Here is a 20,663-nt window from a genome sequence, read left to right as displayed (position 1 = left end):
GCTACTGCATGATGGACTCGGCCCAAAACTGGGCCTTATGTCCTGCTAAACTCCCGATTTTCAAATAAGTTGCAGTTCTGCTGCGACGCACAACTCTATACCTGACGAGCCGTGCTGTAAATCTGCCATTCAGCCGCGACCGCGATATCCGGGAACCCCCTGATCGGGGATCCAGACGTCCTCGGGCGGCTTGCCCGACTGCCAGAACACATCGATCGGGATGCCCCCGCGCGGATACCAATAGCCCCCGATCCGGAGCCAGAGCGGCTGCATCTCGCGGAACAACCGCTCGCCGATGCCGACGGTGCAATCCTCGTGGAACGCGCCGTGGTTGCGGAAGCTGCCGAGGAACAGCTTGAGCGACTTGGATTCGACGATCTTCTCGCCGGGCACATAGTCGATCACGAGGTGCGCGAAATCGGGCGCGCCGGTAATCGGGCAGAGCGAGGTGAATTCGGGCGCGGCGAACCGTACCAGATAGCGCGTGCCCGCACGTGGATTGGGCACATAGTCGAGTTCCGCTTCCTCCGGGCTGGCGGGCAGGGCGGATTGCTTACCGAGATGCTTGGCGTCCATGGCCGCCATGTAGGCGTTTGCCGTGCGGTTTCCATAGGGCTAGGACCTACCCGCATGGACGGATTGATCACCACCGACGCGCTGGCCGGCATGCTCGGCGCCCCCGACCTGCTGGTCCTGGACGCGACCTACACCTCCACCATTCCGGGCGCGCCCAGGCAGGATCCGCGTGCGGAGTTCGAGGCCGGGCACATCCCCGGCGCGCGGCTGCTCGATCTCGATACGCTGGTCGATGCCGAGAACCCGTTGCCTTCGATGCTGCCCAAGCGCAGCGTTTTCGAGGAACGGATGGCGCAGCTGGGGGTGATGGGGACCACCCGCATCGTCCTCTATGACAACAGCCCGCACCACACCGCCTGCCGTGCCTGGTGGGTGCTGCGGATGTTCGGCGTGCATGCCGAGATCCTCGATGGGAATATGGGCCATTGGCGCGCCGAGGGGCGGCCGGTGCAGACCGGGCCGCAGCTCGCTGCCGCGACGGAGTTCACGGCCGGCGCGCCCGCCGCGCAGCTGCGGACGCTCGACGACATGCGCACGACGGCGGAGCAGATCGTCGATGCGCGTTCGGCGGCGCGCTTCTCCGGCGAGGAGCCCGACCCCCGCCCCGAATGCGGCGCAGGGCATATGCCGGGAGCCAAGAACATCCCCTATGGCCGCTTCTTCGAAAGCGACGGGCATTGGAAGGCAGCCGAGGGCATCCAGGCGGTGTTCGATGCCGCCGGGCTCGACCTGACCCAGCCGCTGGTCGCTACCTGTGGCTCGGGCATCACCGCCTCGGTGATCGTCTTCGCCGCGCACCTGCTGGGGCACGAGATCGCGCTGTACGACGGCAGCTGGACCGAATGGGGCGCGCAGCCCGACACGTCGAAGGTGGTCGGCGCATGAGCGGAGATCACGACAAGGATGCGACCAAGGTCGTCCATGCCGGCCGCCGTTCGGAATGGACGCAGGGCATCGTCAATCCGCCGGTGTGGCGCGCCTCGACGATTCTCTACGACAACATCGCCGAGATGCGCGAGCGCGGCAGCGCCGACACCCACCACAAGCTCTATTATGGCCGCCGCGGCACGCCGACCCAGTGGTCGCTCGCCGATGCGCTGACCGAGCTGGAGCCCGGCGCGCAGGCGACCTTGCTCTATCCTTCCGGCGTCGCGGCGATCACCACCGCGCTGCTGGCGGTGCTGTCGCCGGGCGACGAGGTGCTGTTGCCCGACAGTAGCTACGAACCGACCCGCGCCTTCGGGAACGGCATGCTCAAGCGGCTGGGCATTACCGCCACCTATTACGACCCGCTGATCGGGGAGGGCATCGCGGCGCTGTGCACCGAGCGGACCAGGGCGATCCTGCTGGAGAGCCCCGGCAGCCTCACCTTCGAGGTGCAGGATGTGCCCGCCATCGTCGCAGTCGCCAAGGCGCGCGGGATCGTGACGCTGCTCGACAATACCTGGGCGGGGCCGCTCTACTTCCCGGCGATCGAGAAGGGCGTGGACTATACGATCCTGTCCTGCTCGAAATATGTCGTCGGCCATTCGGACGTGATGATGGGCTCGGTCACCGCCGCTCCCGGCCATTATGAGAAGTTGCGCGCGACCACCTATCAGCTGGGCCTCTGCGCCAGCCCGGACGATGCCTATCTCGGGTCGCGCGGGTTGCGGACGATGGAAGTGCGGCTGCGCCAGTCGGGCGCGAGCGGGCTCAAGATCGCGCAGTGGCTGAAGACCCGGCCCGAAGTGGCGCGGGTGCTCCACCCGGCGCTGCCCGACTGCCCGGGGCACGACGTGTTCGTGCGCGATTTCCGCGGGTCCGCCGGCCTGTTCTCCTTCGTGCTGAACGGCGGCGACGATGCCGCGCGCACCGCGCTGATCGATGGCCTCCGGCATTTCGGCATCGGCTTCAGCTGGGGCGGCTATGAAAGCCTCGCCATCCCGGCCGATCCGCAGCGCATCCGCACCGCGTCGCCCTGGGAAGCCGAGGGGCCGATGCTCCGGCTCTATGTGGGCTTGGAAGACACCGACGATCTGATCGCCGATCTCGAGGCAGGGCTCGCCCGCTTCGCCGCCGCGCGCGGATGATCCGCGAACTGCTCGACCGGTTCGCCGGCATGGGGATGCGCATGCCCTCGCCGGCCGAGCTGGGCGAGCTGGCGGTGGCGCTGGGCCTGGCGGTGCTGGCGGTGGCGATCGGCGTGCTGGTCGGCCGGCGCATCGGCGCGCAGGTTGCCGGGCTGTGGCACCGCATCGCCGGCGAGCATATCAACGGCATCCAGGCGCGGCTGTGCCGGATCACCCGCTACTTTACGGTGGCGCTGCTGCTGTCGCCGGTAGCGAGCGGCTATGACTGGCACCCACCGGCGACGCTGCTCCTCGGCATTGCGCTGGGGCTGGCGATGGCGCTGGCGGTGGTGGAGGTGTTGCGTGGCCTTGGCCTGCCGCGGCTCGCCACTTGGCCGATGGGGGCGATCGCCTTCACCTCGCTGCTCAGCAAGACGATGGGCGGGCTCGGGGTGATCGAGGCGCTGCTGGCGCAGATCGGCTTCGACATCGGCACGCGGCGGCTGTCGCTCCTGTCGCTGCTCACCTTTCTGGTCACCGTCACGATCATCTATGCGCTGGTGCGCATCGCCAACCGGCTGCTCGGCCAGTGGATCGGTCGGGCCAAGGGGCTCGATCCCACCCAGCAGCTGCTCGGCCAGAAGTTGGCGAGCATCGCCATCGTCACTGCGGCCTTCTTCGTCGGCATCGATCTGCTTGGCATCGACCTGACGACCTTCGCGGTATTCTCCGGCGCGTTCGGCCTGGCGATCGGCTTCGGCATGCAGAAGACGGTCGGCAATCTGATCGCCGGGATCATCCTCCTGATGGACCGCTCGATCAAGCCGGGCGACGTGATCGTGGTGGGGGACAGTTTCGGCTGGGTGAACAAGATCGGCGTGCGCGCGGTCTCGGTGATCACCCGCGACGGCAAGGAGCATCTGATTCCGAACGAGAATCTGATGACCCAGGAAGTCGAGAACTGGTCCTATACCGATCGCAACGTGCGCGTGCGGATCGCGGTGACGGTGGCCTATGGCTGCGACCTGGAACTGGCGCAGGACCTGATGCTGCGCGCCGCGACCGAAAGCCCGCGCGTGCTCGATACGCCTACGCCCAATGTGTGGCTGACGGCGCTGGGTGAGAATGGCGCGGCGCACGAGATCCTGGTGTGGATCAGCGATCCCGAGAGCGGGGTCGGCAATGTCCGCAGCGACGTGCTCAACCGGCTGTGGAAGCTGTTCGGCGAGCACGGCATCACCGTGCCGGCCCCGCGGCGGGATGTGCGGGTGCGGGGGGTGGAGGGGTAGCGCAGTCACCCTCACCCTTCCGCCGCTGCGCGGCTCCCTCCCTCTCCCTTGGAAGGGAGAGGGAATTCCGAGCAAACTCCCTCTCCCTTCCAAGGGAGAGGGAGGGGACCCGCCGCCGTAGGCGGTGGGGAGGGTGAGGGTGAGGGTGACTGTTTGATTCAGCGCCCAGGGCAGCGCGCCGTCACGCTGTTGCAGATCACGGTGCTCTTCCCCAGCGACACTGCCCAGTTCAGCCCGCGCGGATCGGGCACGCCCTCATAATAGTCGGTGCTGATCAGCTGCGCGCCCGAGGCGATCGCGGTGTCGAGCCGGCGGCGATCATGGGTGCGTGCCTCCAGCGTCTCGGCATCGGCGCGGGTGCGGACCATGAAGCCGGCCTTCACCCGGCGTGTGATCGTGGCGGGGTCTTCGGTCGGGCTCTGGGTGTTGAAGAAGGCGGCCTCGGGCGCTTCCTCGGGGTACCAGCCGAACATCATCCGGCCCTTCAGGCTGGCATGGCCGGTGCGGTAGCGTTCCTCGTTCGCCTCCGAGGTATCGAGCACGAACAGGAACTTGCCGCGCGAGGCGCCGATCGTGGGCCAGCGATGCGCGGTCACCGCGTCGCGCAGCGTGGGGAAGCTGCCGCGCACATCGTCCGGCGCGATCACCCGTTCGCGGCCGATGGTCGCGGCGATGTCGGCATCCAACGCGTCGAGCGTCGCGGCGTCGAAGCCGATATCGGTGGTGCGCACGCCGGGGATGGGGCGCACGTCGCTGGCATTGACCAGGATTATCACCGGCAGATGGCCGGGATGCGCATCCGACCAGCGGCGGAACAGCGCCATGCAGGCGCGGAAGACGCGGCAATGCGTCTGCCAATCGATACCGGGGATGTGGATCGTCTTGGCGCCGGGCGCGGCCATCTCGGCCTTTATCGCGTCGGTGGCGTTCGCATAGGGCGCGGCATAGGCGCCGCCTTGCGGATCGGGTGCGACGTCGATCTCGAGCTGGCGCAGGCCGAGCGCGAGCTGGCTTTCGAGCGGTGGATGGCCATAGGCGAGGCCCTCCCAGTTGTTCGCCAGCAGCGTGCGGAGGCGCGCTTCCACCTCGGGGAGCGGATAGGGGCGGTAGCTGTTGTGCGAACCGAGCACGCGCACCTGGTCGAGCCGCAGCGAATCCAGGCCCTTGTCGGCGTCGGGCGTCGTCCCGCCTGGTGCCATCGCCATCAGCAGCGCCGCCGCGGCGACCATCATCCCTTTGCGCATTCCGTCCTGTCCCTTGCGAAGCGAACCCAAGGCGGTGCCTTTGGCGGGCTTTCGTTCCGGATCGATGACAGTCGCGCGCACAAAAACGGCGGCGGTCCGCTGGGGACCGCCGCCGGTTCAGGGAGCTAACCGATTAGTTGCCGGTCGGGCTGGCCGGCGCGGTTGCCTGGGCCGATTGGCCGCTGGTCTGCGCCTGGGCCGCGGCCGCCTGGATGCGCTGGTTGAGCGCGGTATCCGAGGCCATCGCCTGGCTGATCTCGTTGAAGCGCTGCGGCTGCAGGCCCGACGACGTGATCGCAGCGACGAACTTGGGGTTCTTTTCCGCGGTCGGAATGCTGGTGTCCGCGTTGATCTTGTTCACCGCGAGCGCCGCCTTGGCGTACTGCTGGACCTCGGTATCCGTGAAGGTCGACGCGCCGGCGGTTGCCGTGGCGGCGGTGCCTGCGCCCGTGGTACCCTGGTCCGGGGTCGCCGGCGTGGTCTGTGCCGGAGCAGCGTCGGCCGGGGTCGTCTGGGCCGGGGTCGTGGTCTGGGCGAAGGCGGTCGACGCCATCAGCGTGCCGGCAATTGCCAGGCTCGAAAAGATCGTCTTCATTCTCAACTCCTCGCAACAATGAAACTGTTTTGCATCGGTGTAACGTAACAGTGGGAAATGGTTTTCCGCTTCACACCCAATTCACGATGGGCTGTGGCCATGGCGGGACGGCATGACCCATCCAGGGAGGCATCGAAGCGAAATCACGCCGCTGGAAAAGGCCAGGATTTTCGCCTATATGCCGCGGATGCAGACAGTGTCGGCCGCCCCCATGCCCATCCCCGGGCACATCGATCCCGTGCCCGTGCCGCGTGCCCTCGCCGCGCGCGAAGACGGGCGTACCGACCTGATCGGTCTCTCCCGCGATGGTATCCGCGAGGCGCTGGCCGCCGCCGGGCTCGAGCCCAAGCAGGCCAAGCTGCGCGCCAAGCAGCTGTGGCACTGGATCTACAATCGCGGTGCCACCGACTTCTCGGCGATGACCGACATCGCCAAGGCGCAGCACCCCTGGCTGGCCGAGCGCTTCGTGATCGGGCGGCCCGAAGTGGTCGAGGCGCAGGTCTCGAACGACGGCACCCGCAAGTGGCTGCTCCGCTCGCCGGACGGGCAGGATTACGAGATGGTGTTCATCCCCGACGCCGATCGGGGCACCCTGTGCGTCTCCAGCCAGGTGGGCTGCACGCTCAACTGCCGCTTCTGCCACACCGGCACGATGCGGCTGGTGCGCAACCTCACCGCGGGCGAGATCGTCGGCCAGGTGATGCTGGCGCGCGATTCGCTCGGCGAATGGCCAAGCCAGCCCGAGGGGCGCCTGCTCACCAATATCGTGATGATGGGCATGGGCGAGCCGCTGTACAATTTCGACGAAGTGAAGGCCGGCCTTCAGATCGTGATGGACGGCGACGGGCTCGCGCTCTCGAAGCGTCGCATTACCCTCTCCACCTCGGGCGTGGTGCCGATCATGGCACGCGCGGGCGAGGAGATCGGCGTGAACCTGGCGGTGTCGCTCCATGCGGTCACCAAGGACGTGCGCGACGAGATCGTGCCGCTCAACAAGAAGTACGGCATCGAGGAGCTGCTCCAGGCCTGTGCCGATTATCCCGGCGCCAACAATGCCCGCCGCATCACCTTCGAATATGTGATGCTGAAGGACAAGAACGATAGCGACGCCGATGCGCACGAGCTGGTCCGCCTGCTGCGCAAGTACAAGCTGCCCGCCAAGGTGAACCTGATCCCGTTCAACCCCTGGCCCGGCGCGCCCTACGAATGCTCGACGCCGGAGCGAATTCGCTCCTTCTCGAACATCGTGTTCGAGGGCGGCATCTCGGCGCCGGTGCGCACCCCGCGCGGGCGCGACATCGATGCGGCGTGCGGCCAGCTGAAAACGGCGTCCGAGAAGAAGAGCCGCGCCCAGCTCGACCGCGAGGCCGAAGAGAAGTTCGCCGCCCTCGGTTGAGTGCCGCGTGCTTCTGCGCGTAGGGTAAGACCATGCCGCTGCTCTTGCTCGCCCTCGCGCTTGCCGCCCCCGTCGACCGCTGCGCCGATGCGAAGACCACGGTGGACATGAACCTGTGCCTCGCCCGCGCCAGCAACGCCGCCGAGGTGCAGATGAACACCTATCTGGTCGCCGCCCGCAAGCGCGCCGCAAGCGACGGGGTGACGGTGGTCAAGGCGTTCGACGAGGCGCAGGGCCGCTGGATCGCCTGGCGCAAGGGCGAGTGCGACGCGGTCTATGCGCATTGGCAGGGCGGCACGATCCGCAATGCCGCGCTGCTCACCTGCCGGATCGAACTGACCGAGGCGCGCATCCACCAGCTGTGGAAGACTTGGCTGACCTATCCGGATTCGACCCCGCCGATCCTGCCCGAGCCCGGGGTCAGCCCGGACGGAACATCCTGAACAGCGCCTTCTCGCTGATCTCGAAATAGTCGGCCGGGCCGCCGCCGCGCAGGATCGGGCGGGCGCGCGCGGTCTGGTACACACCGTCTTCCAGCATCGCGCGATCGATATGGATACCGGTCGCCTCGCCCAGCACCAGCCAGGTATCGACCTCCGCGCCTTCCTTGTTTTCCAGCCGGATCAGCTGTGTCAGCCGGCATTCGAATTGCGCCGGGCTGCCTGCGACGCGATCGGGCTTGACGGTGCGCGCGGGGAGCGTCTCGATGCCGGCAAGGGTGAACTCGTCCACCCCGGCATCGACCATCGCCGCGCTGGCGTTCATCACCTCCGCTAGCGGGCGGGTGGCGAGGTTCCACACGAATTCCCCGGTCTCGGCGATGTTGGCGACGCTGTCCTTCCACCCGGTCGAAGCGAAGCCGAGGATCGGCGGGCGATAGTTGAACAGGTTGAAGAAGCTGTAGGGCGCAAGGTTGCGCACGCCGCTGGCCGAGACGGTACTCACCCAGCCAATCGGGCGCGGGCCGACGATCGCGTTGAGGGGATCATGGGCAAGGCCGTGGCCCGATGCGGGTTCGTAGAAGTGGAAGTCGGTGGGCATGCGCGCTCCGGATTTTTTGTGGCGGGGTGAAACCGATTCCGCTCGGGCTGCGAATATCCTATCGTCGAAGACGCCGGAAGCGCCTGCCGTTGCACCCTTGCGATCCTCCCCTGGAAGGGGAGGGGGACCGCCCGCAGGGCGGTGGAGGGGTGTCCCGGCTGCAATGGTGGGGTGCAGCACCAGCGGTTACACCCCTCCGTCATGCCTTCGGCATGCCACCTCCCCTTCCAGGGGAGGATCTGAACGGGCGAAGGAAGAGGCGCACCAATGGCCGAGCAATCCCCTGCGATCTACCGCCACCGGCTGATCACCCGGCTGTGGCACTGGATCAACGCGGTCGCGCTGCTGATCATGGTCGGCAGCGGGCTGATGATCTTCAATGCGCATCCCCGGCTCTATTGGGGGCAATATGGCGCGAATTTCGACCATGCGTGGCTCGAGCTGCCGCGCTTTCCCGGCTGGGTGACGATCCCGTCCTATTACAGCCTCGCCGGTGCGCGGCACTGGCACTTCTTCTTCGCGCTGGTGCTGGCCTTCGGGCTGCTGGTCTATCTGCTGTGGAGCTTGGCGAACGGCCATATACTGCGCGACCTGCGCATCCGCGCACGCGAGCTGGGGCCGGGGCATCTGTGGAAGGACTTCAAGGACCATCTCGCCCTGCGCTTCCATGATCCCGAGGACCCGCGCGCCTACAATATCTTCCAGAAGCTGGCCTATGTCGGCACGCTGTTCGTGCTGCTGCCGGCGGTGATCCTCTCCGGCCTCGCGCTGTCGCCCGGCATGGACGCCGCCTGGCCCTGGCTGACCGCATTGTTCGGCGGGCGGCAGTCGGCGCGGTCGGTGCACTTCCTCGCGATGGGGGCGATCCTCGCCTTCCTGCTCGTCCATTTGACCCTGGTGCTGCTGGCGGGACCGATCAACGAACTGCGCGCGATGCTCACCGGCTGGTGGCGCGTGCCCGCGGAGAAGCAGCCATGATCCTCACCCGCCGCAACCTGCTGATCGGCGGTGCCGCCGGGCTGCTCACCGGCTGCGACCAGTTCACCGACAGCCCGGTGCTGGCGAGCGCGGAGGAAGCGCACCGCTTCCTCCAGCGTTCGATCGGCCGCGGATCACTCGCCACCGAATTCCGGCCCGAGCAGCGCAGCCCGATCTTCCGCGTCAACGGCACCCACAACCCGAACACGCCCGAGTACAATATCTGGGCCGGTACCCGTTTCGCCGACTGGCGGCTGAAGGTGGGTGGCCTGGTCGCGAAGCCGATGCAGCTGACGCTCGACCAGCTCCAGCACATGCCGCAGCGCGCGCAGATCACCCGCCACGACTGCGTCGAGGGCTGGAGCGCGATCGGCAAATGGCAGGGGCCGCAGCTTGCCACCATCCTCAACGCCGCGGGGCTCCGTTCGCAGGCGCGCTACATCGTGTTCCACTGCGCCGACCGGTATGGCGATGGCGGCTATTATGAATCGGTCGACCTGATCGACGCCTTCCATCCCCAGACGATCCTCGCCTGGGCGCTCAACGACCATCTGCTCGATGTCGGCCACGGCGCGCCGCTGCGGCTGCGAGTGGAGCGGCAGCTCGGCTACAAGCAGGCCAAATATCTGGTGGGGATCGAGGCGGTCGCCTCGCTCGCCGGGATCGGCAAGGGCAAGGGCGGCACCTGGGAGGATATGAGCGGCTACCAATGGTATGCGGGAATTTGAACCGTACCCCGGATCCTGCGGTAACGTAATCGTTTGCGGGGCGCCGAAACCTACTATGCGTATTCCCGACACAATCTCTGCCTAGTGGAGCGCCATGGCCCTGATTGACCGCTTCCTCGACCGTGCCGTGAAGCGCGGCGAGCTCACCCTGATCCGACCCGACGGCACCACCCGCACCTTTGGCAGCCCCGACCCCGCCCTCAAGCCCGTCACCATGCGGCTGTCCAAGGGCGCCGAGGGCCGCATTGTCCGCGACCCTGCGCTCGGCGCGGCCGAGACCTATATGGACGGCAGCCTGAACCTCGAGCATGGCGACATCCTCGACCTGCTCAATCTGGTAACCGCGAACAACACCTGGGAAAAGAGCAACGCGGCCCTCAGCCCGGGCAAGCTCAGCCTCGCTGCCGGCAAGGTGGCGCACTGGCTCGGCCGCAAGAACATGGCCCGCAAGTCCAGGCAGAATGTCGCGCATCATTACGATCTCTCGGCGCGGCTCTACGATCTCTTCCTCGATGCCGACCGGCAATATAGCTGCGCCTATTATACCGATCCGGCGAATAGCCTGGAGCAGGCCCAGGCCGACAAGAAGGCGCATATTGTCGCCAAACTGGCGATCGAGCCGGGCATGCGCGTACTCGACATCGGCTGCGGCTGGGGCGGCATGGCGCTCTACATCCACGCCAAGACCGGCGCCGAGGTGCTGGGCATCACCCTCTCCGAAGAGCAGCTGAAGATCGCCCGCGAGCGCGCCGAGGCGGCAGGCGTGGCGGACAAGGTGAAGTTCGAGCTGATCGACTATCGCGCGCTCACCGGGCAGTTCGATCGCATCGTCTCGGTCGGCATGTTCGAGCATGTCGGCACGCCGCAATACCGCACCTTCTTCACCAAGTGCCGCGAACTGATGACGCCCGAGGGCGTGATGCTGCTTCACACGATCGGGCGCGCGGGCGGGCCGGGCTATACCGACGCGTTCACGCTCAAATACATCTTCCCCGGCGGCTATATCCCGGCGCTGTCCGAGATCTGCGAGGGCTTTGAGGGGCTGCGCTACTTCCTCACCGATGTGGAGGTGCTGCGCATGCATTACGGCCATACGCTCAAGGCCTGGTACGATCGCACCGTCGCTGCGCATGACGATATCGTCGCGCTGTATGACGAGCGCTTCTACCGGATGTGGACCTTCTATCTCGCCGGCTGCTATGTCAGCTTCATGAATGGCGGGCTGGTCAACTACCAGCTGCAATTCTCGCGCTCGCGCACCGCGCTGCCGCTGACCCGCGATTACATGGCCGAAGCGGAAGGGAAGCTCCGCCAGGACTGACCCGTCCCGCGCAGGGGAGGACGGCGGATATTGCACGCACGGCGCGGGGACCCTAGAGGCCCCGCGTTTCCCCTTTCCTTTTTCCCCGGAGTCGCTGCCCCATGTCGGATAAGATCAATCGCGTCGTCCTCGCCTATTCGGGCGGCCTGGACACGAGCGTGATCCTGAAATGGCTGCAGCAGACCTATAACTGCGAGGTCGTCACCTTCACCGCCGATCTCGGCCAGGGCGAGGAGCTGGAGCCCGCGCGCAAGAAGGCCGAGATGGCCGGCGTGAAGCCCGAGCACATCTTCATCGAAGATGTGCGCGAGGAGTTCGTGCAGGACTATGTGTTCCCGATGATGCGCGCCAACGCACTCTACGAGGGGCTGTATCTGCTCGGCACCTCGATCGCGCGGCCGCTGATCGCCAAGCGCCAGATCGAGATCGCCAAGATGGTTGGCGCCGATGCGGTGAGCCACGGCGCCACCGGCAAGGGCAACGATCAGGTCCGCTTCGAGCTCGGCTATTATGCGCTGAACCCGGACATCAAGGTGATCGCGCCGTGGCGCGAATGGGACCTGACCAGCCGCACCAAGCTGATCGAGTTCGCCGAATCGCACCAGATCCCGGTGACCAAGGACAAGCGCGGCGAATCGCCCTTCTCGACCGACGCGAACCTTCTCCACACCTCGTCCGAGGGCAAGGTGCTCGAGGATCCGTGGGAGGAAGTGCCCGATTATGTCTATTCGCGCACGGTGAACCCCGAAGACGCGCCCGACACGCCCGAGACGATCACGATTGATTTCGAGCGCGGCGACGGCGTGGCGCTGAACGGCCAGGCGATGTCGCCGGCGACGCTGCTCACCGCGCTCAACGAGCTCGGCCGCAAGCACGGCATCGGCCGGCTCGACCTGGTCGAGAACCGCTTCGTCGGCATGAAGTCGCGCGGCATGTACGAGACGCCGGGCGGCACCATCTATCACCTCGCGCATCGCGGCATCGAGCAGATCACGCTCGACCGCGGCGCCGCGCACCTCAAGGACGAGCTGGCGCCGCGCTATGCCGAGCTGATCTACAACGGCTTCTGGTTCTCGCCCGAGCGCGAGATGCTGCAGGCCGCGGTCGACTACAGCCAGGAGAAGGTCACCGGCACCGTGCGGCTCAAGCTGTACAAGGGCAGCGTGATCGTCACCGGCCGCAAATCGCCCTATTCGCTGTACAGCGAGAAGGTCGTGACGTTCGAGGACGACCAGGGCGCGTACGACCAGCGCGACGCGGCGGGCTTCATCAAGCTCAACGCACTCCGCCTGCGCCTGCTCGGCCGCCGCGAGGGCTGAGCAAACCAGTGTTCCCTCTCCCGGCGCAGCCGGGGGAGGGGGACCGCGCCGCGTAGCGGCGTGGTGGAGGGGGCGCCGCAGATTGCGGCGTCCTTTTTTGTACGTGCTAGGGCCCCCCTCCACCACCGCCTGCGGCGGCGGTCCCCCTCCCCCGGGCTGCGCCCGAGGGAGGAGACGCTCAGCCTTTCACCGCCGCCCGGTACGCGCGTAGGCTGTCCCACGCGTAAAGCGCGCAGCCGGACCAGATCAGCGCGAAGGTGGCGATGTGCACCGGCAGAACGGCCTCGCCGAACAACCACACCGCCTCCAGGAACTGCAGCGTCGGCGCGATGTACTGGAGCAGCCCCATGGTCGCGTAGGGCAGCCTTTTGGCCGCCGCGGCGAACAGCAGCAGCGGCGTCGCGGTGACCACGCCCGCCGCGATCAGCAGCAGGTCGATCCGCGTCGATCCGCCGAACGCCGCCGTGCCGCTATGCTCTGCCCAGAGCAGCACCGCCAGCGCGGGCGGACCCAGTAGAAGCGTCTCCACCGTCAGCCCGCCGAGCGCATCGATCGCCGCCACCTTGCGCAGCAGGCCATAGCCGCCGAAGCTCAGCGCCAGCGCGAGCGGGATCCACAGCGCCCCGCCGCCATGCAGCGTCAGCAGCAGCACGCCCAGCGCGGCCAGACCGATCGCCACGCCCTGCCAGCGCCGCAGCCGCTCGCCGAGCACCAGCATGCCGAGCGCGACATTGACCAGTGGGTTGATGAAATAGCCGAGGCTCGCGTCGAGCACATGTTCGTGCTGCACCGACCAGATATAGACCAGCCAGTTGATCGCGATCAGCGCCGCGCTGCCGACGAGAAGCAGCAGGGTCCGCCCCCTGGCAGCGGCGGCGATGCTGCGCACGCGGCGCAGCACCACCACGATCACGGCGAGGAGCAGCAGCGACCAGAGCACGCGGTGGGACAGCACCTGCAGCGCGGGCACCACCTGCAGCAGGTGCAGATAGAGCGGCAGCACGCCCCACAGGCTATAGGCGGCGATGCCGAGGAATAAGCCGGCGCGATCGGCGCCCTGAGCGTTGGACATGACGCCTTGTTGCGCCGTGTTGCGGTGCAACGCAACCTGAGGCGAAGCTTAGGCCGGGCGGATCGGAGTCGCTGCCTCGGCGCCGACGACGGTCGTCCAAGGGACGACATCCCAATGCGTGACGATGCCCTCCGTCACATACGGATCCTGCGCAGCGAAGGCGCGCGCTGCCTCGGCATCGCCGAACAGCAGCAGCGCGCTTTCGGGCGGGTCGCCAACCGCACCGCCCAGCAATAACGTGCCCGCATCCGCTGCCGCCCAGGCGAGCGCGAGATGTGCTTCCCGCAGCGCACCCCGGCGCGCCAGATAATCGGGCGCCAGGGTGTAGCGGAGCAGGACATGCGCCATGCTCAGTCGGCGAACAGCAGGACCGGCGTCTCGAGCAGCTTCTTCACCGCCTGGACGAAGCTTGCCGCATCCCAGCCGTCGACGACGCGGTGGTCGCAGCTGATCGACAGGTTCATCAGCTTGGCGCGGACGATGTCGTCGCCGTGGAAGACCGGCCGCTCGACGATCTTGTTCGGGCCGATGATTGCCACCTCCGGCCGGTTGATCACCGGCGTCGTCGCGATGCCGCCGAGGGGCCCGAGCGAGGTGACGGTGAGCGTCGAGCCGCTCAGCTCCTGCGAGGTCGCCTTGCCGGTGCGCGCTGCCTCGGCGAGGCGGGTGATCTCGCTCGCCAGCTGCCAGACATTCCGGTCCTGTGCATCGCGGATCACCGGCACCATCAGCCCGGCATCGGTCTGCGTCGCCATGCCGAGATGGACGCGGCCATGGCGCGTGACCACGCCGGCCTCGTCGTCATAGCGGGCGTTGAGCATCGGGAACTCGGGCAGCGTGCGACACAGCGCGACGATGAGGAACGGCAGCATGGTCAGCTTGGGGCGCTGGCCACGGTTGTCGTTCAGGTCGCCGCGCATCGCTTCCAGCGCGGTAACGTCGATCTCGTCGACATAGGTGAAGTGGGGGATGGCGCGCTTCGACGCGGCCATGTTCTCGGCGATGCGGCGGCGCATCCCGATCACCTTCACCGGCTGGTCCTCGCGGGCGCGGCTAGCGTGGGGGGCGTGATAGCCCTGCGCGCTGCCATAGCGGAGGAACGCGTCGAGATCGGCATGGCGGAGGCGGTCGCCCTCGGCGGGCTTCACCTGCGCGAGGTCGATGCCGAGATCGGCCGCGCGGGCGCGCACCGCGGGGGAGGCGAGGATTTTAAGATCCTCCCCGGAACGGGGAGGGGGACCATCAGCCGCAGGCTGATGGTGGAGGGGGAGCTCAGCGGGGGACGCGGGCGCAGTTTCTGCGGAGTCGTCCAGCGACGCCCCCCCTTCACCACCGGCTTCGCCGGCGGTCCCCCTCCCCGTGCCGGGGAGGATCGATTCCTCGACGCCCGGGTTCTCGGCCTCGACCTGCTCCTCGACGGTCGTCTCCGCCGCAGCCTCGCCCTCGACCTCGATCACCATCAGCGCCGAACCGATCGGCACCTGGTCCCCCACCTCGCCGGCGAGCTCGACCACCACGCCGGAGACGGGCGATTCCATCTCCACCGTGGCCTTGTCGGTCATCATGTCGGCGACCTGCTGGTCTTCCTCGACGCGGTCGCCGATCTTCACGTGCCAGGCGACGATCTCGGCCTCGGCAATGCCTTCGCCGATGTCCGGCAGACGAAAGGTAAAACGAGCCATGGGCGTCAGTCCTTGAGGAGTTTGTTGAGCGCCTCGCGGATCCGCACCGGACCCGGGAAATAGGCCCATTCGAGGCTGTGGGGATAGGGCGTGTCGAAGCCGGTGACGCGGGCGATCGGCGCTTCGAGATGGTAGAAGCAGCGCTCCTGCACCAGCGCCGACAATTCCGCACCGAAGCCGGAGGTGCGCGTCGCCTCATGGACGATCATGCAGCGGCCGGTCTTCTTGACCGAGGTTTCGATCGCTTCGATGTCGAGCGGCACCAAGGTGCGCAGGTCGATGATCTCGGCGTCGACGCCCAGTTCCTCGATCGTCGCGGCGACGACATGGACCATCGTGCCGTAGCAGAGGATCGTCACCGCCTCGCCTTCGCGCACCGTCGCGGCCTTGCCGAGTTCGACGCGGTAATGCCCCTCGGGGACTTCGCTCGCGGGATGCGCGGTCCAGTTCTTGGCCGGACGATCATAATGGCCGTCGAACGGGCCGTTATAGATGCGCTTGGGCTCGAGGAAGAGTACGGGGTCGTTGTCCTCGATCGCGGCGATCAGCAGGCCCTTGGCGTCATAGGGCGTCGACGGAATCACCGTCTTGATGCCCGAGACATGGGTGAAGATGCCCTCGGGCGACTGGCTGTGCGTCTGCCCGCCGAAGATGCCGCCGCCATAGGGCGAGCGCACCGTGATCGGCGCGGTGAAGTCGCCGTTCGAGCGGTAGCGCAGCCGTGCGGCTTCGGAGACGAGCTGGTCGAGCGCGGGGTAGATGTAATCGGCGAACTGAATCTCGGGCACGGGGCGCAGGCCATAGGCACCCATGCCGATCGCCACGCCGATGATGCCGATCTCGGTGATCGGCGTGTCGAAGGCGCGGGTCTTGCCGTACTTTGCCTGGAGCCCGGCGGTCGCGCGGAACACGCCGCCGAAATAGCCGACATCCTCGCCCATCACGACGACCTGGTCGTCGCGTTCCATCATCACGTCCATGGCGGAGTTGATCGCCTGGATCATGTTCATCCGGGGGGCGGTCAAATCCCGGCCGCCTTACGCTCGGCGATCATCTGGTCGCTCTGTTCCTTCAAGTGCCAGGGCATCTCCTCGAAGACGCCTTCGAACATCGTCTCGAATGGCTGGTGCATGCCGTGGCCGAGGATGCCGTTCTTCTCGGCTTCCTTCTGCGCGCGCTTCACCGTCTCGGCGAGATCGAGGTCCATCGCCGCATGGCGCTCCTCGTCCCATTCGCCGAGACCGATCAGGTGATCCTTCAGCCGCCGGATCGGATCGCCGAGCGGCCAGGCATTGGTCTCGCCCGCGGAGCGATAGGCGCTGGGATCGTCCGAGGTGGAATGGCCCTCGGCGCGATAGGTGAAATGCTCGATCAGCGTCGGGCCCTGGTTGGTCCGCGCACGCTCGGCCGCCCACTCGGTCGCCGCATAGACCGCCAGCGCGTCATTGCCGTCGACGCGCAGCCCGGCGATGCCATAGCCGATCGCGCGCGCCGCGAAGGTGGTCGCCTCGGCACCCGCGAAGCCCGAGAAGCTCGAAATCGCCCATTGGTTGTTGACGACGTTAAAGATCACCGGGGCGCGATAGACGGTGGCGAAGGTCAGCGCCGAGTGGAAATCGCCTTCCGCGGTCGAACCCTCGCCGCACCAGGTGGCGGCGATGCGGGTGTCGCCGCGCGCTGCGCTCGCCATCGCCCAGCCCACCGCCTGCGGATATTGCGTGGCGAGGTTGCCGGAGATCGAGAAGAAGCCGGTTTCCTTCGACGAATACATGATCGGCAGCTGCCGGCCCTGCAGCGGATCGCTCCGGTTGGAGTAGATCTGGTTCATCATCTCGACCAGCGGATAGCCGCGGGTGAGCAGGATGCCCTGCTGGCGATAGCTGGGGAAGCACATGTCGTCGCCGGCCATCGCCAGCGCGGCCGACACCGACACCGCCTCCTCGCCGGTAGACTTCATGTAGAAGCTGGTCTTGCCCTGGCGCTGGGCGCGGAACATGCGCTCGTCGAACGCGCGGGTGAGCGCCATGCTTCGCAGCATCTTGCGCTTGGCCTCCGCGTCGAGTCGCGGATCCCAGGGCCCCACGGCATTACCTGCATCGTCGAGGACGCGGACCAGGCCATAGGCGAGTTCGTGAAATCGATCGGCCGGCTCGGCGGTATCCGGGCGGCGCGCGGCGCCGGCGGGCGGGATCGACAGATCGCTGAAATCGGCCTCGTCGCCGGGGCGAAAGCGCGGCTCGGGCACGTGCAGCGATAAGGGCGGCAGGTTGGCGCGCGGGGCGTCCACCGTCATGGTCTCTCCATCAGATACGGCCGTGTCGCCCACGGACTCGATTTCCAGCGCTTGTTATAAAATTTCAATGGGCCTGTCGAGATGGGGCAGCAGGGCTGGCCTAAAAATTTGGGACACGGAGCCTGATTGACTCCGTGCCGGATTAGAACAAAATAGGAACGAACGAGTCGGACCTGTCATCAACCCCGAGCGAGTCGCCGTGCCCGATCCTGCCACTCTCGACCAGTTGCGCGCAATGCTCAGCGCACTCGACGGTACCGGATTCCGTCGGCGCCCGGTGCTGCCCTTCGGGCTGGAGCGGCTAGATGCGAAGCTGGCCGATGGGGGACTTCGGCTCGATGCGCTGCACGAGATTGCCGGCGCCACGCCCGACCTGACCGACGATTGTGCGGCCACCACCTTTATCGGTGGAATCGCCGCACGCTGCTGGGGCCCGGTGCTGTGGGTGGTGCGGCGGCGCGATCTGTTCGCGCCGGGGCTGGCGCAGGTCGGGCTGGATCCCAAGCGGGTGATCTATGCCGAGGCGCGCGACGACGACGAGCTGCTCGCGATCATGGAGGAGGGGTTGCGCCATCGCGGCCTCGGCGCGGTGATCGGCGAAGTGAAGCGGCTGGGGATGCCGGCGACGCGGCGGCTGCAGCTGGTGGCCGAGGGGGGCCGCACGATCGCCTTGCTGCTCAAGCGCCATGCCCGCGAAGGAAGCGATCCGCTGGGGGCGCCTTCCGCGGCGGTGACGCGCTGGCGGATCGGCTGCGCGCCTTCGGCACCGCTGCCGGTGGAGGGGGTCGGCCGGCCGCGCTGGGAATTGTCGCTGGCGCGGCAACGTGGGGGGGAATCGTTCCAACTCTTGGTGGAGGCCTGCGATGCAACGGGTCGCTGCGCTCTTCCTGCCCCACTGGTCGCTCGACCGCGTGCGGCGGGCCGAGCGGCGCGCGCTGCCGCCGCCTGAGCGGGCGCACCAGAACGTATATGGGAACGACGCTGTAGCTCTCGTACCCCTCCCGCCTGCGGGAGTGGCTAGGGGAGGGGCTGAAACGGATCAGTACTTCTTCCACGCCAGCCCCTCCCCCACCCCCTCCCGCGAGCGGGAGGGGAGCGACAGCGACGGGCGCCTGGAGTCCGTCCAGGCGCTCGCCGCTGCCGAACAGGAGGTTGCCTGCTCCGTCCAGCGCGGCGGTGGCTGGCGGCCGGGTGCACGCTGGGCGCGGGCCGCGCGCGACGCCGCGATCGCCGCGCTCCCGCCGCACCAGCGGCCGCCGATGCGCGAGCTCGGCCGGCGCAGCGAGGCGGCGGATCATGCCTTCAAGCGGATGCGCCCCGACGAGGGCGGGGCGATGGCGGGCGAGGTGGTGCGGTTGCCGCTGGCCGCGCGCGCGGCTGCGCCGACTGTTAGCGCCCCCGCCCCCGCCACCCTTTCTTCGTCATCCCCGCGAAGGCGGGCATCCATTGACTCATCGGTCGAAGATGGCGCCGCAATGGCACGGCGAATGGATCCCCGCCTCCGCGGGGATGACGATAGGGGGCGGGGGGAGCGCGGGAGCCACAGGCGGACGTCAGCGGCAGCGGATGCGGTGGACCTCCCCCGCATCCTCTCCCGCCGCACCGGCAGCCGCAGCGAAGTCGCCGCCGCCTGCCCGGCCGCACTCGCTGCCGGAATCCGCATCGGCATGGCGCTCACCCAGGCCCGTGCGCTGGTGCCGGAACTCCGCATCGACCCGGCCGACCCCGAAGGGGACCGCGTCGATCTCGAGCGGCTGGCGCACAGCCTTGCCCGGCGCTGGTCGCCGAGCGTCACCCTCGCCGGCGACGACCTGCTGTTCCTCGACCTGACCGGCGTCGCCCATCTCCATGGTGGCGAGGCACGGATGCTGCGCCGCCTGCACGCGCTGCTCGCCCGGCTGGGCTTCGCGGCCAGGATCGCGGTCGCCGACACCCCCGGCGCCGCCTGGGCCTTTGCGCGCTTTCGCCCCGAGACGCTGCTCCTCTGCCCCCCCGGCGAACATGGCGCGTGGCTGGCCCCGCTGCCCGTCGAGGCGCTGCGGTTGGAGAACGACGCGATCGACCTGCTCCACCGGCTCGGCGTCGACAGCATCGGCCAGCTCGCCGCGCTTCCCCGCGCGCCGCTGGTCCGCCGCTTCGGCACCGTCATCGCCGCGCGGCTCGACCAGGCGCTGGGGCGCATCCCGGAGCCGGTCACCCCGGTCACCCCGCCCGAGCCGATCGCGGTCACCCAGCGCTTCGCCGAGCCGATCGCCACGCCCGAGGCAATCGCCCACTGGCTGGGCGATCTCGTCAACCGCCTCGCCGAAGCGCTGGCCGAAGCCGGGCAGGGCGCGCGCCGCATCGGGCTGGTCGCCGACCGGGTCGACGGCGTACCCCAGCGGATCGGCATCGGTCTCGCCCGCGCCAGTCGCGATCCCGCGCATCTCCTCCGCCTGCTCGCCCGGCGGATCGACCAGATCGAACCCGGCTATGGCCTCGACGCGATGACGCTGCATTTGCTGCGCAGCGAACCTTTGGGCGCGCTGCCGGTCGACGAGCGGCTCGATGCCGAGACGGTGCCCGATCTCGCCCCGCTGATCGACACACTCGCTACGCGGATCGGCATGGCGCGGCTGTGGCGGATGCGGCCGGTGGAAAGCGACGTGCCCGAGCGCTCGGCCGCGGCCCTGCCGCCGCTCGATCCGCCCGAACGCGAGGCCGCGCCGATGAAGGCCGACGATGTCCGCCAGCTGGATCGGAACGCCCCGCTGCCGCCCTGGCATCCGGACTGGCCGCGCCCGATCCGCCTGCTGCGCCGGCCTGAGCGGCTCGACCATGTCGTCGCCGCGCTCCCCGACCAGCCGCCGCGACGCTTCACCTGGCGGGGCGAGCGGCACGAGGTGGTCCATGCCGACGGGCCCGAGCGCATCCATGGCGAATGGTGGAAGCGCGCGACCGAGACGCATGCCACGCGCGACTATTTCCGCGTCGAGGACGAGCGCGGCCGCCGCTACTGGCTGTTCCGTCAAGGCGACGGCGAGCGCCAAGTGACCGGCGATCTCAGTTGGTACCTGCACGGCCTGTTCGGGTGAGCGG

Annotated in this window: 20 protein-coding genes; 11 read left to right on the top strand and 9 right to left on the bottom strand. The window is 67.9% G+C overall.

Annotated features, from left to right (window positions below):
* Positions 1-129: 129 nt before the first annotated feature.
* A complete protein-coding gene (queF, locus tag RT655_RS10425; RefSeq protein ID WP_121072553.1) occupies positions 130-576 on the bottom strand; it encodes a preQ(1) synthase in 447 nt (148 codons plus the stop codon).
* A 54-nt stretch (positions 577-630) separates the two neighbouring features.
* Here queF and RT655_RS10420 point away from each other — a divergent pair, with 54 nt between their 5' ends.
* Genes RT655_RS10420 through RT655_RS10410 form a run of 3 tightly spaced genes read left to right on the top strand, consistent with a single transcriptional unit; the run spans position 631 to position 3,916 of the window.
* Positions 631-1,461, top strand: a complete 831-nt coding sequence (locus tag RT655_RS10420) for a sulfurtransferase (protein WP_313536558.1) — start codon at positions 631-633, stop codon at positions 1,459-1,461.
* Positions 1,458-2,648, top strand: a complete 1,191-nt coding sequence (metC, locus tag RT655_RS10415; RefSeq protein ID WP_313536557.1) for a cystathionine beta-lyase — start codon at positions 1,458-1,460, stop codon at positions 2,646-2,648. Before RT655_RS10420 ends, metC begins: the two co-directional genes overlap by 4 nt.
* The gene (locus tag RT655_RS10410; protein WP_313536556.1) at positions 2,645-3,916 is read left to right on the top strand and encodes a mechanosensitive ion channel domain-containing protein; all 1,272 of its coding nucleotides are present in this window, start codon (positions 2,645-2,647) and stop codon (positions 3,914-3,916) included. The genes metC and RT655_RS10410 overlap by 4 nt, the downstream gene beginning before the upstream one ends.
* A 158-nt stretch (positions 3,917-4,074) precedes the next feature.
* On the opposite strand, the gene RT655_RS10405 is transcribed toward RT655_RS10410, so the two are convergent.
* A complete protein-coding gene (locus RT655_RS10405) occupies positions 4,075-5,160 on the bottom strand; it encodes a Ca2+-dependent phosphoinositide-specific phospholipase C (protein WP_313536555.1) in 1,086 nt (361 codons plus the stop codon).
* A 133-nt stretch (positions 5,161-5,293) separates the two neighbouring features.
* Complete coding sequence (locus tag RT655_RS10400) at positions 5,294-5,755, bottom strand: DUF4168 domain-containing protein (RefSeq protein WP_313536554.1); 462 nt, start codon at positions 5,753-5,755, stop codon at positions 5,294-5,296.
* A gap of 187 nt (positions 5,756-5,942) precedes the next feature.
* On the opposite strand from RT655_RS10400, the gene rlmN reads away from it, so the two are divergent.
* A complete protein-coding gene (gene rlmN, locus RT655_RS10395) occupies positions 5,943-7,151 on the top strand; it encodes a 23S rRNA (adenine(2503)-C(2))-methyltransferase RlmN (RefSeq protein WP_313536553.1) in 1,209 nt (402 codons plus the stop codon).
* Between the two features lie 32 nt (positions 7,152-7,183).
* On the top strand, positions 7,184-7,594 hold the full coding sequence (locus RT655_RS10390) for a lysozyme inhibitor LprI family protein (protein WP_313536552.1): 411 nt from the start codon (positions 7,184-7,186) through the stop codon (positions 7,592-7,594).
* Here RT655_RS10390 and RT655_RS10385 read toward each other — a convergent pair.
* A complete protein-coding gene (locus tag RT655_RS10385; RefSeq protein ID WP_313536551.1) occupies positions 7,572-8,192 on the bottom strand; it encodes a flavin reductase family protein in 621 nt (206 codons plus the stop codon). The genes RT655_RS10390 and RT655_RS10385 overlap by 23 nt on opposite strands.
* 267 nt (positions 8,193-8,459) lie before the next feature.
* Between RT655_RS10385 and RT655_RS10380 the strand changes: the two genes are divergently transcribed.
* The 4 genes from RT655_RS10380 to RT655_RS10365 all read left to right on the top strand — a co-directional run bounded on the left by RT655_RS10380 (position 8,460) and on the right by RT655_RS10365 (position 12,538).
* On the top strand, positions 8,460-9,170 hold the full coding sequence (locus tag RT655_RS10380; RefSeq protein ID WP_313536550.1) for a cytochrome b/b6 domain-containing protein: 711 nt from the start codon (positions 8,460-8,462) through the stop codon (positions 9,168-9,170).
* Positions 9,167-9,898 carry a molybdopterin-dependent oxidoreductase gene (locus tag RT655_RS10375; protein WP_313536549.1) on the top strand — a complete coding sequence of 244 codons (732 nt, stop codon included), beginning with the start codon at positions 9,167-9,169 and terminating at the stop codon, positions 9,896-9,898. Before RT655_RS10380 ends, RT655_RS10375 begins: the two co-directional genes overlap by 4 nt.
* A 94-nt stretch (positions 9,899-9,992) precedes the next feature.
* Positions 9,993-11,219, top strand: coding sequence for a cyclopropane-fatty-acyl-phospholipid synthase family protein (locus tag RT655_RS10370; protein ID WP_313536548.1), 1,227 nt, complete (start codon positions 9,993-9,995; stop codon positions 11,217-11,219).
* A gap of 101 nt (positions 11,220-11,320) precedes the next feature.
* Positions 11,321-12,538: an argininosuccinate synthase gene (locus RT655_RS10365; RefSeq protein ID WP_313536547.1), complete on the top strand. Its 1,218-nt coding sequence runs from the start codon at positions 11,321-11,323 to the stop codon at positions 12,536-12,538.
* 178 nt (positions 12,539-12,716) lie between these two features.
* Here the strand turns inward: RT655_RS10365 and rarD are convergent, their stop codons facing one another.
* The 5 genes from rarD to RT655_RS10340 are packed head-to-tail and all read right to left on the bottom strand — an operon-like array spanning position 12,717 to position 17,585.
* On the bottom strand, positions 12,717-13,610 hold the full coding sequence (gene rarD, locus RT655_RS10360) for an EamA family transporter RarD (RefSeq protein WP_313536546.1): 894 nt from the start codon (positions 13,608-13,610) through the stop codon (positions 12,717-12,719).
* A gap of 48 nt (positions 13,611-13,658) precedes the next feature.
* Positions 13,659-13,958: a YciI-like protein gene (locus RT655_RS10355; protein WP_313536545.1), complete on the bottom strand. Its 300-nt coding sequence runs from the start codon at positions 13,956-13,958 to the stop codon at positions 13,659-13,661.
* A gap of 2 nt (positions 13,959-13,960) precedes the next feature.
* Complete coding sequence (locus RT655_RS10350; protein ID WP_313536544.1) at positions 13,961-15,292, bottom strand: dihydrolipoamide acetyltransferase family protein; 1,332 nt, start codon at positions 15,290-15,292, stop codon at positions 13,961-13,963.
* Positions 15,293-15,297: 5 nt separating this feature from the next.
* Positions 15,298-16,302 carry an alpha-ketoacid dehydrogenase subunit beta gene (locus RT655_RS10345; protein ID WP_313536945.1) on the bottom strand — a complete coding sequence of 335 codons (1,005 nt, stop codon included), beginning with the start codon at positions 16,300-16,302 and terminating at the stop codon, positions 15,298-15,300.
* Positions 16,303-16,313: 11 nt separating this feature from the next.
* Entirely contained in the window at positions 16,314-17,585 is a 1,272-nt protein-coding gene (locus tag RT655_RS10340; protein ID WP_313536543.1) for a 3-methyl-2-oxobutanoate dehydrogenase (2-methylpropanoyl-transferring) subunit alpha, read from the bottom strand.
* A 235-nt stretch (positions 17,586-17,820) separates the two neighbouring features.
* On the opposite strand from RT655_RS10340, the gene RT655_RS10335 reads away from it, so the two are divergent.
* A complete protein-coding gene (locus tag RT655_RS10335) occupies positions 17,821-18,534 on the top strand; it encodes a protein ImuA (protein WP_313536944.1) in 714 nt (237 codons plus the stop codon).
* Between the two features lie 622 nt (positions 18,535-19,156).
* A complete protein-coding gene (locus RT655_RS10330; RefSeq protein WP_313536542.1) occupies positions 19,157-20,659 on the top strand; it encodes a DNA polymerase Y family protein in 1,503 nt (500 codons plus the stop codon).
* Positions 20,660-20,663 lie beyond the last annotated feature (4 nt).

The sequence above is a fragment of the Sphingomonas sp. genome (assembly GCF_032114135.1).
Lineage (GTDB): Bacteria > Pseudomonadota > Alphaproteobacteria > Sphingomonadales > Sphingomonadaceae > Sphingomonas.
This window is presented reverse-complemented; position numbering and strand designations above follow the sequence as displayed.

What these genes read in the sequence shown, in the direction of transcription:
- queF (WP_121072553.1), bottom strand. Translation starts at nt 576, where the DNA reads ATGGACGCCAAGCATCTCGGTAAGCAATCCGCCCTGCCCGCCAGCCCG.
- RT655_RS10420 (WP_313536558.1), top strand. Translation starts at nt 631, where the DNA reads ATGGACGGATTGATCACCACCGACGCGCTGGCCGGCATGCTCGGCGCC.
- metC (WP_313536557.1), top strand. Translation starts at nt 1,458, where the DNA reads ATGAGCGGAGATCACGACAAGGATGCGACCAAGGTCGTCCATGCCGGC.
- RT655_RS10410 (WP_313536556.1), top strand. Translation starts at nt 2,645, where the DNA reads ATGATCCGCGAACTGCTCGACCGGTTCGCCGGCATGGGGATGCGCATG.
- RT655_RS10405 (WP_313536555.1), bottom strand. Translation starts at nt 5,160, where the DNA reads ATGCGCAAAGGGATGATGGTCGCCGCGGCGGCGCTGCTGATGGCGATG.
- RT655_RS10400 (WP_313536554.1), bottom strand. Translation starts at nt 5,755, where the DNA reads ATGAAGACGATCTTTTCGAGCCTGGCAATTGCCGGCACGCTGATGGCG.
- rlmN (WP_313536553.1), top strand. Translation starts at nt 5,943, where the DNA reads ATGCAGACAGTGTCGGCCGCCCCCATGCCCATCCCCGGGCACATCGAT.
- RT655_RS10390 (WP_313536552.1), top strand. Translation starts at nt 7,184, where the DNA reads ATGCCGCTGCTCTTGCTCGCCCTCGCGCTTGCCGCCCCCGTCGACCGC.
- RT655_RS10385 (WP_313536551.1), bottom strand. Translation starts at nt 8,192, where the DNA reads ATGCCCACCGACTTCCACTTCTACGAACCCGCATCGGGCCACGGCCTT.
- RT655_RS10380 (WP_313536550.1), top strand. Translation starts at nt 8,460, where the DNA reads ATGGCCGAGCAATCCCCTGCGATCTACCGCCACCGGCTGATCACCCGG.
- RT655_RS10375 (WP_313536549.1), top strand. Translation starts at nt 9,167, where the DNA reads ATGATCCTCACCCGCCGCAACCTGCTGATCGGCGGTGCCGCCGGGCTG.
- RT655_RS10370 (WP_313536548.1), top strand. Translation starts at nt 9,993, where the DNA reads ATGGCCCTGATTGACCGCTTCCTCGACCGTGCCGTGAAGCGCGGCGAG.
- RT655_RS10365 (WP_313536547.1), top strand. Translation starts at nt 11,321, where the DNA reads ATGTCGGATAAGATCAATCGCGTCGTCCTCGCCTATTCGGGCGGCCTG.
- rarD (WP_313536546.1), bottom strand. Translation starts at nt 13,610, where the DNA reads ATGTCCAACGCTCAGGGCGCCGATCGCGCCGGCTTATTCCTCGGCATC.
- RT655_RS10355 (WP_313536545.1), bottom strand. Translation starts at nt 13,958, where the DNA reads ATGGCGCATGTCCTGCTCCGCTACACCCTGGCGCCCGATTATCTGGCG.
- RT655_RS10350 (WP_313536544.1), bottom strand. Translation starts at nt 15,292, where the DNA reads ATGGCTCGTTTTACCTTTCGTCTGCCGGACATCGGCGAAGGCATTGCC.
- RT655_RS10345 (WP_313536945.1), bottom strand. Translation starts at nt 16,302, where the DNA reads ATGAACATGATCCAGGCGATCAACTCCGCCATGGACGTGATGATGGAA.
- RT655_RS10340 (WP_313536543.1), bottom strand. Translation starts at nt 17,585, where the DNA reads ATGACGGTGGACGCCCCGCGCGCCAACCTGCCGCCCTTATCGCTGCAC.
- RT655_RS10335 (WP_313536944.1), top strand. Translation starts at nt 17,821, where the DNA reads ATGCTCAGCGCACTCGACGGTACCGGATTCCGTCGGCGCCCGGTGCTG.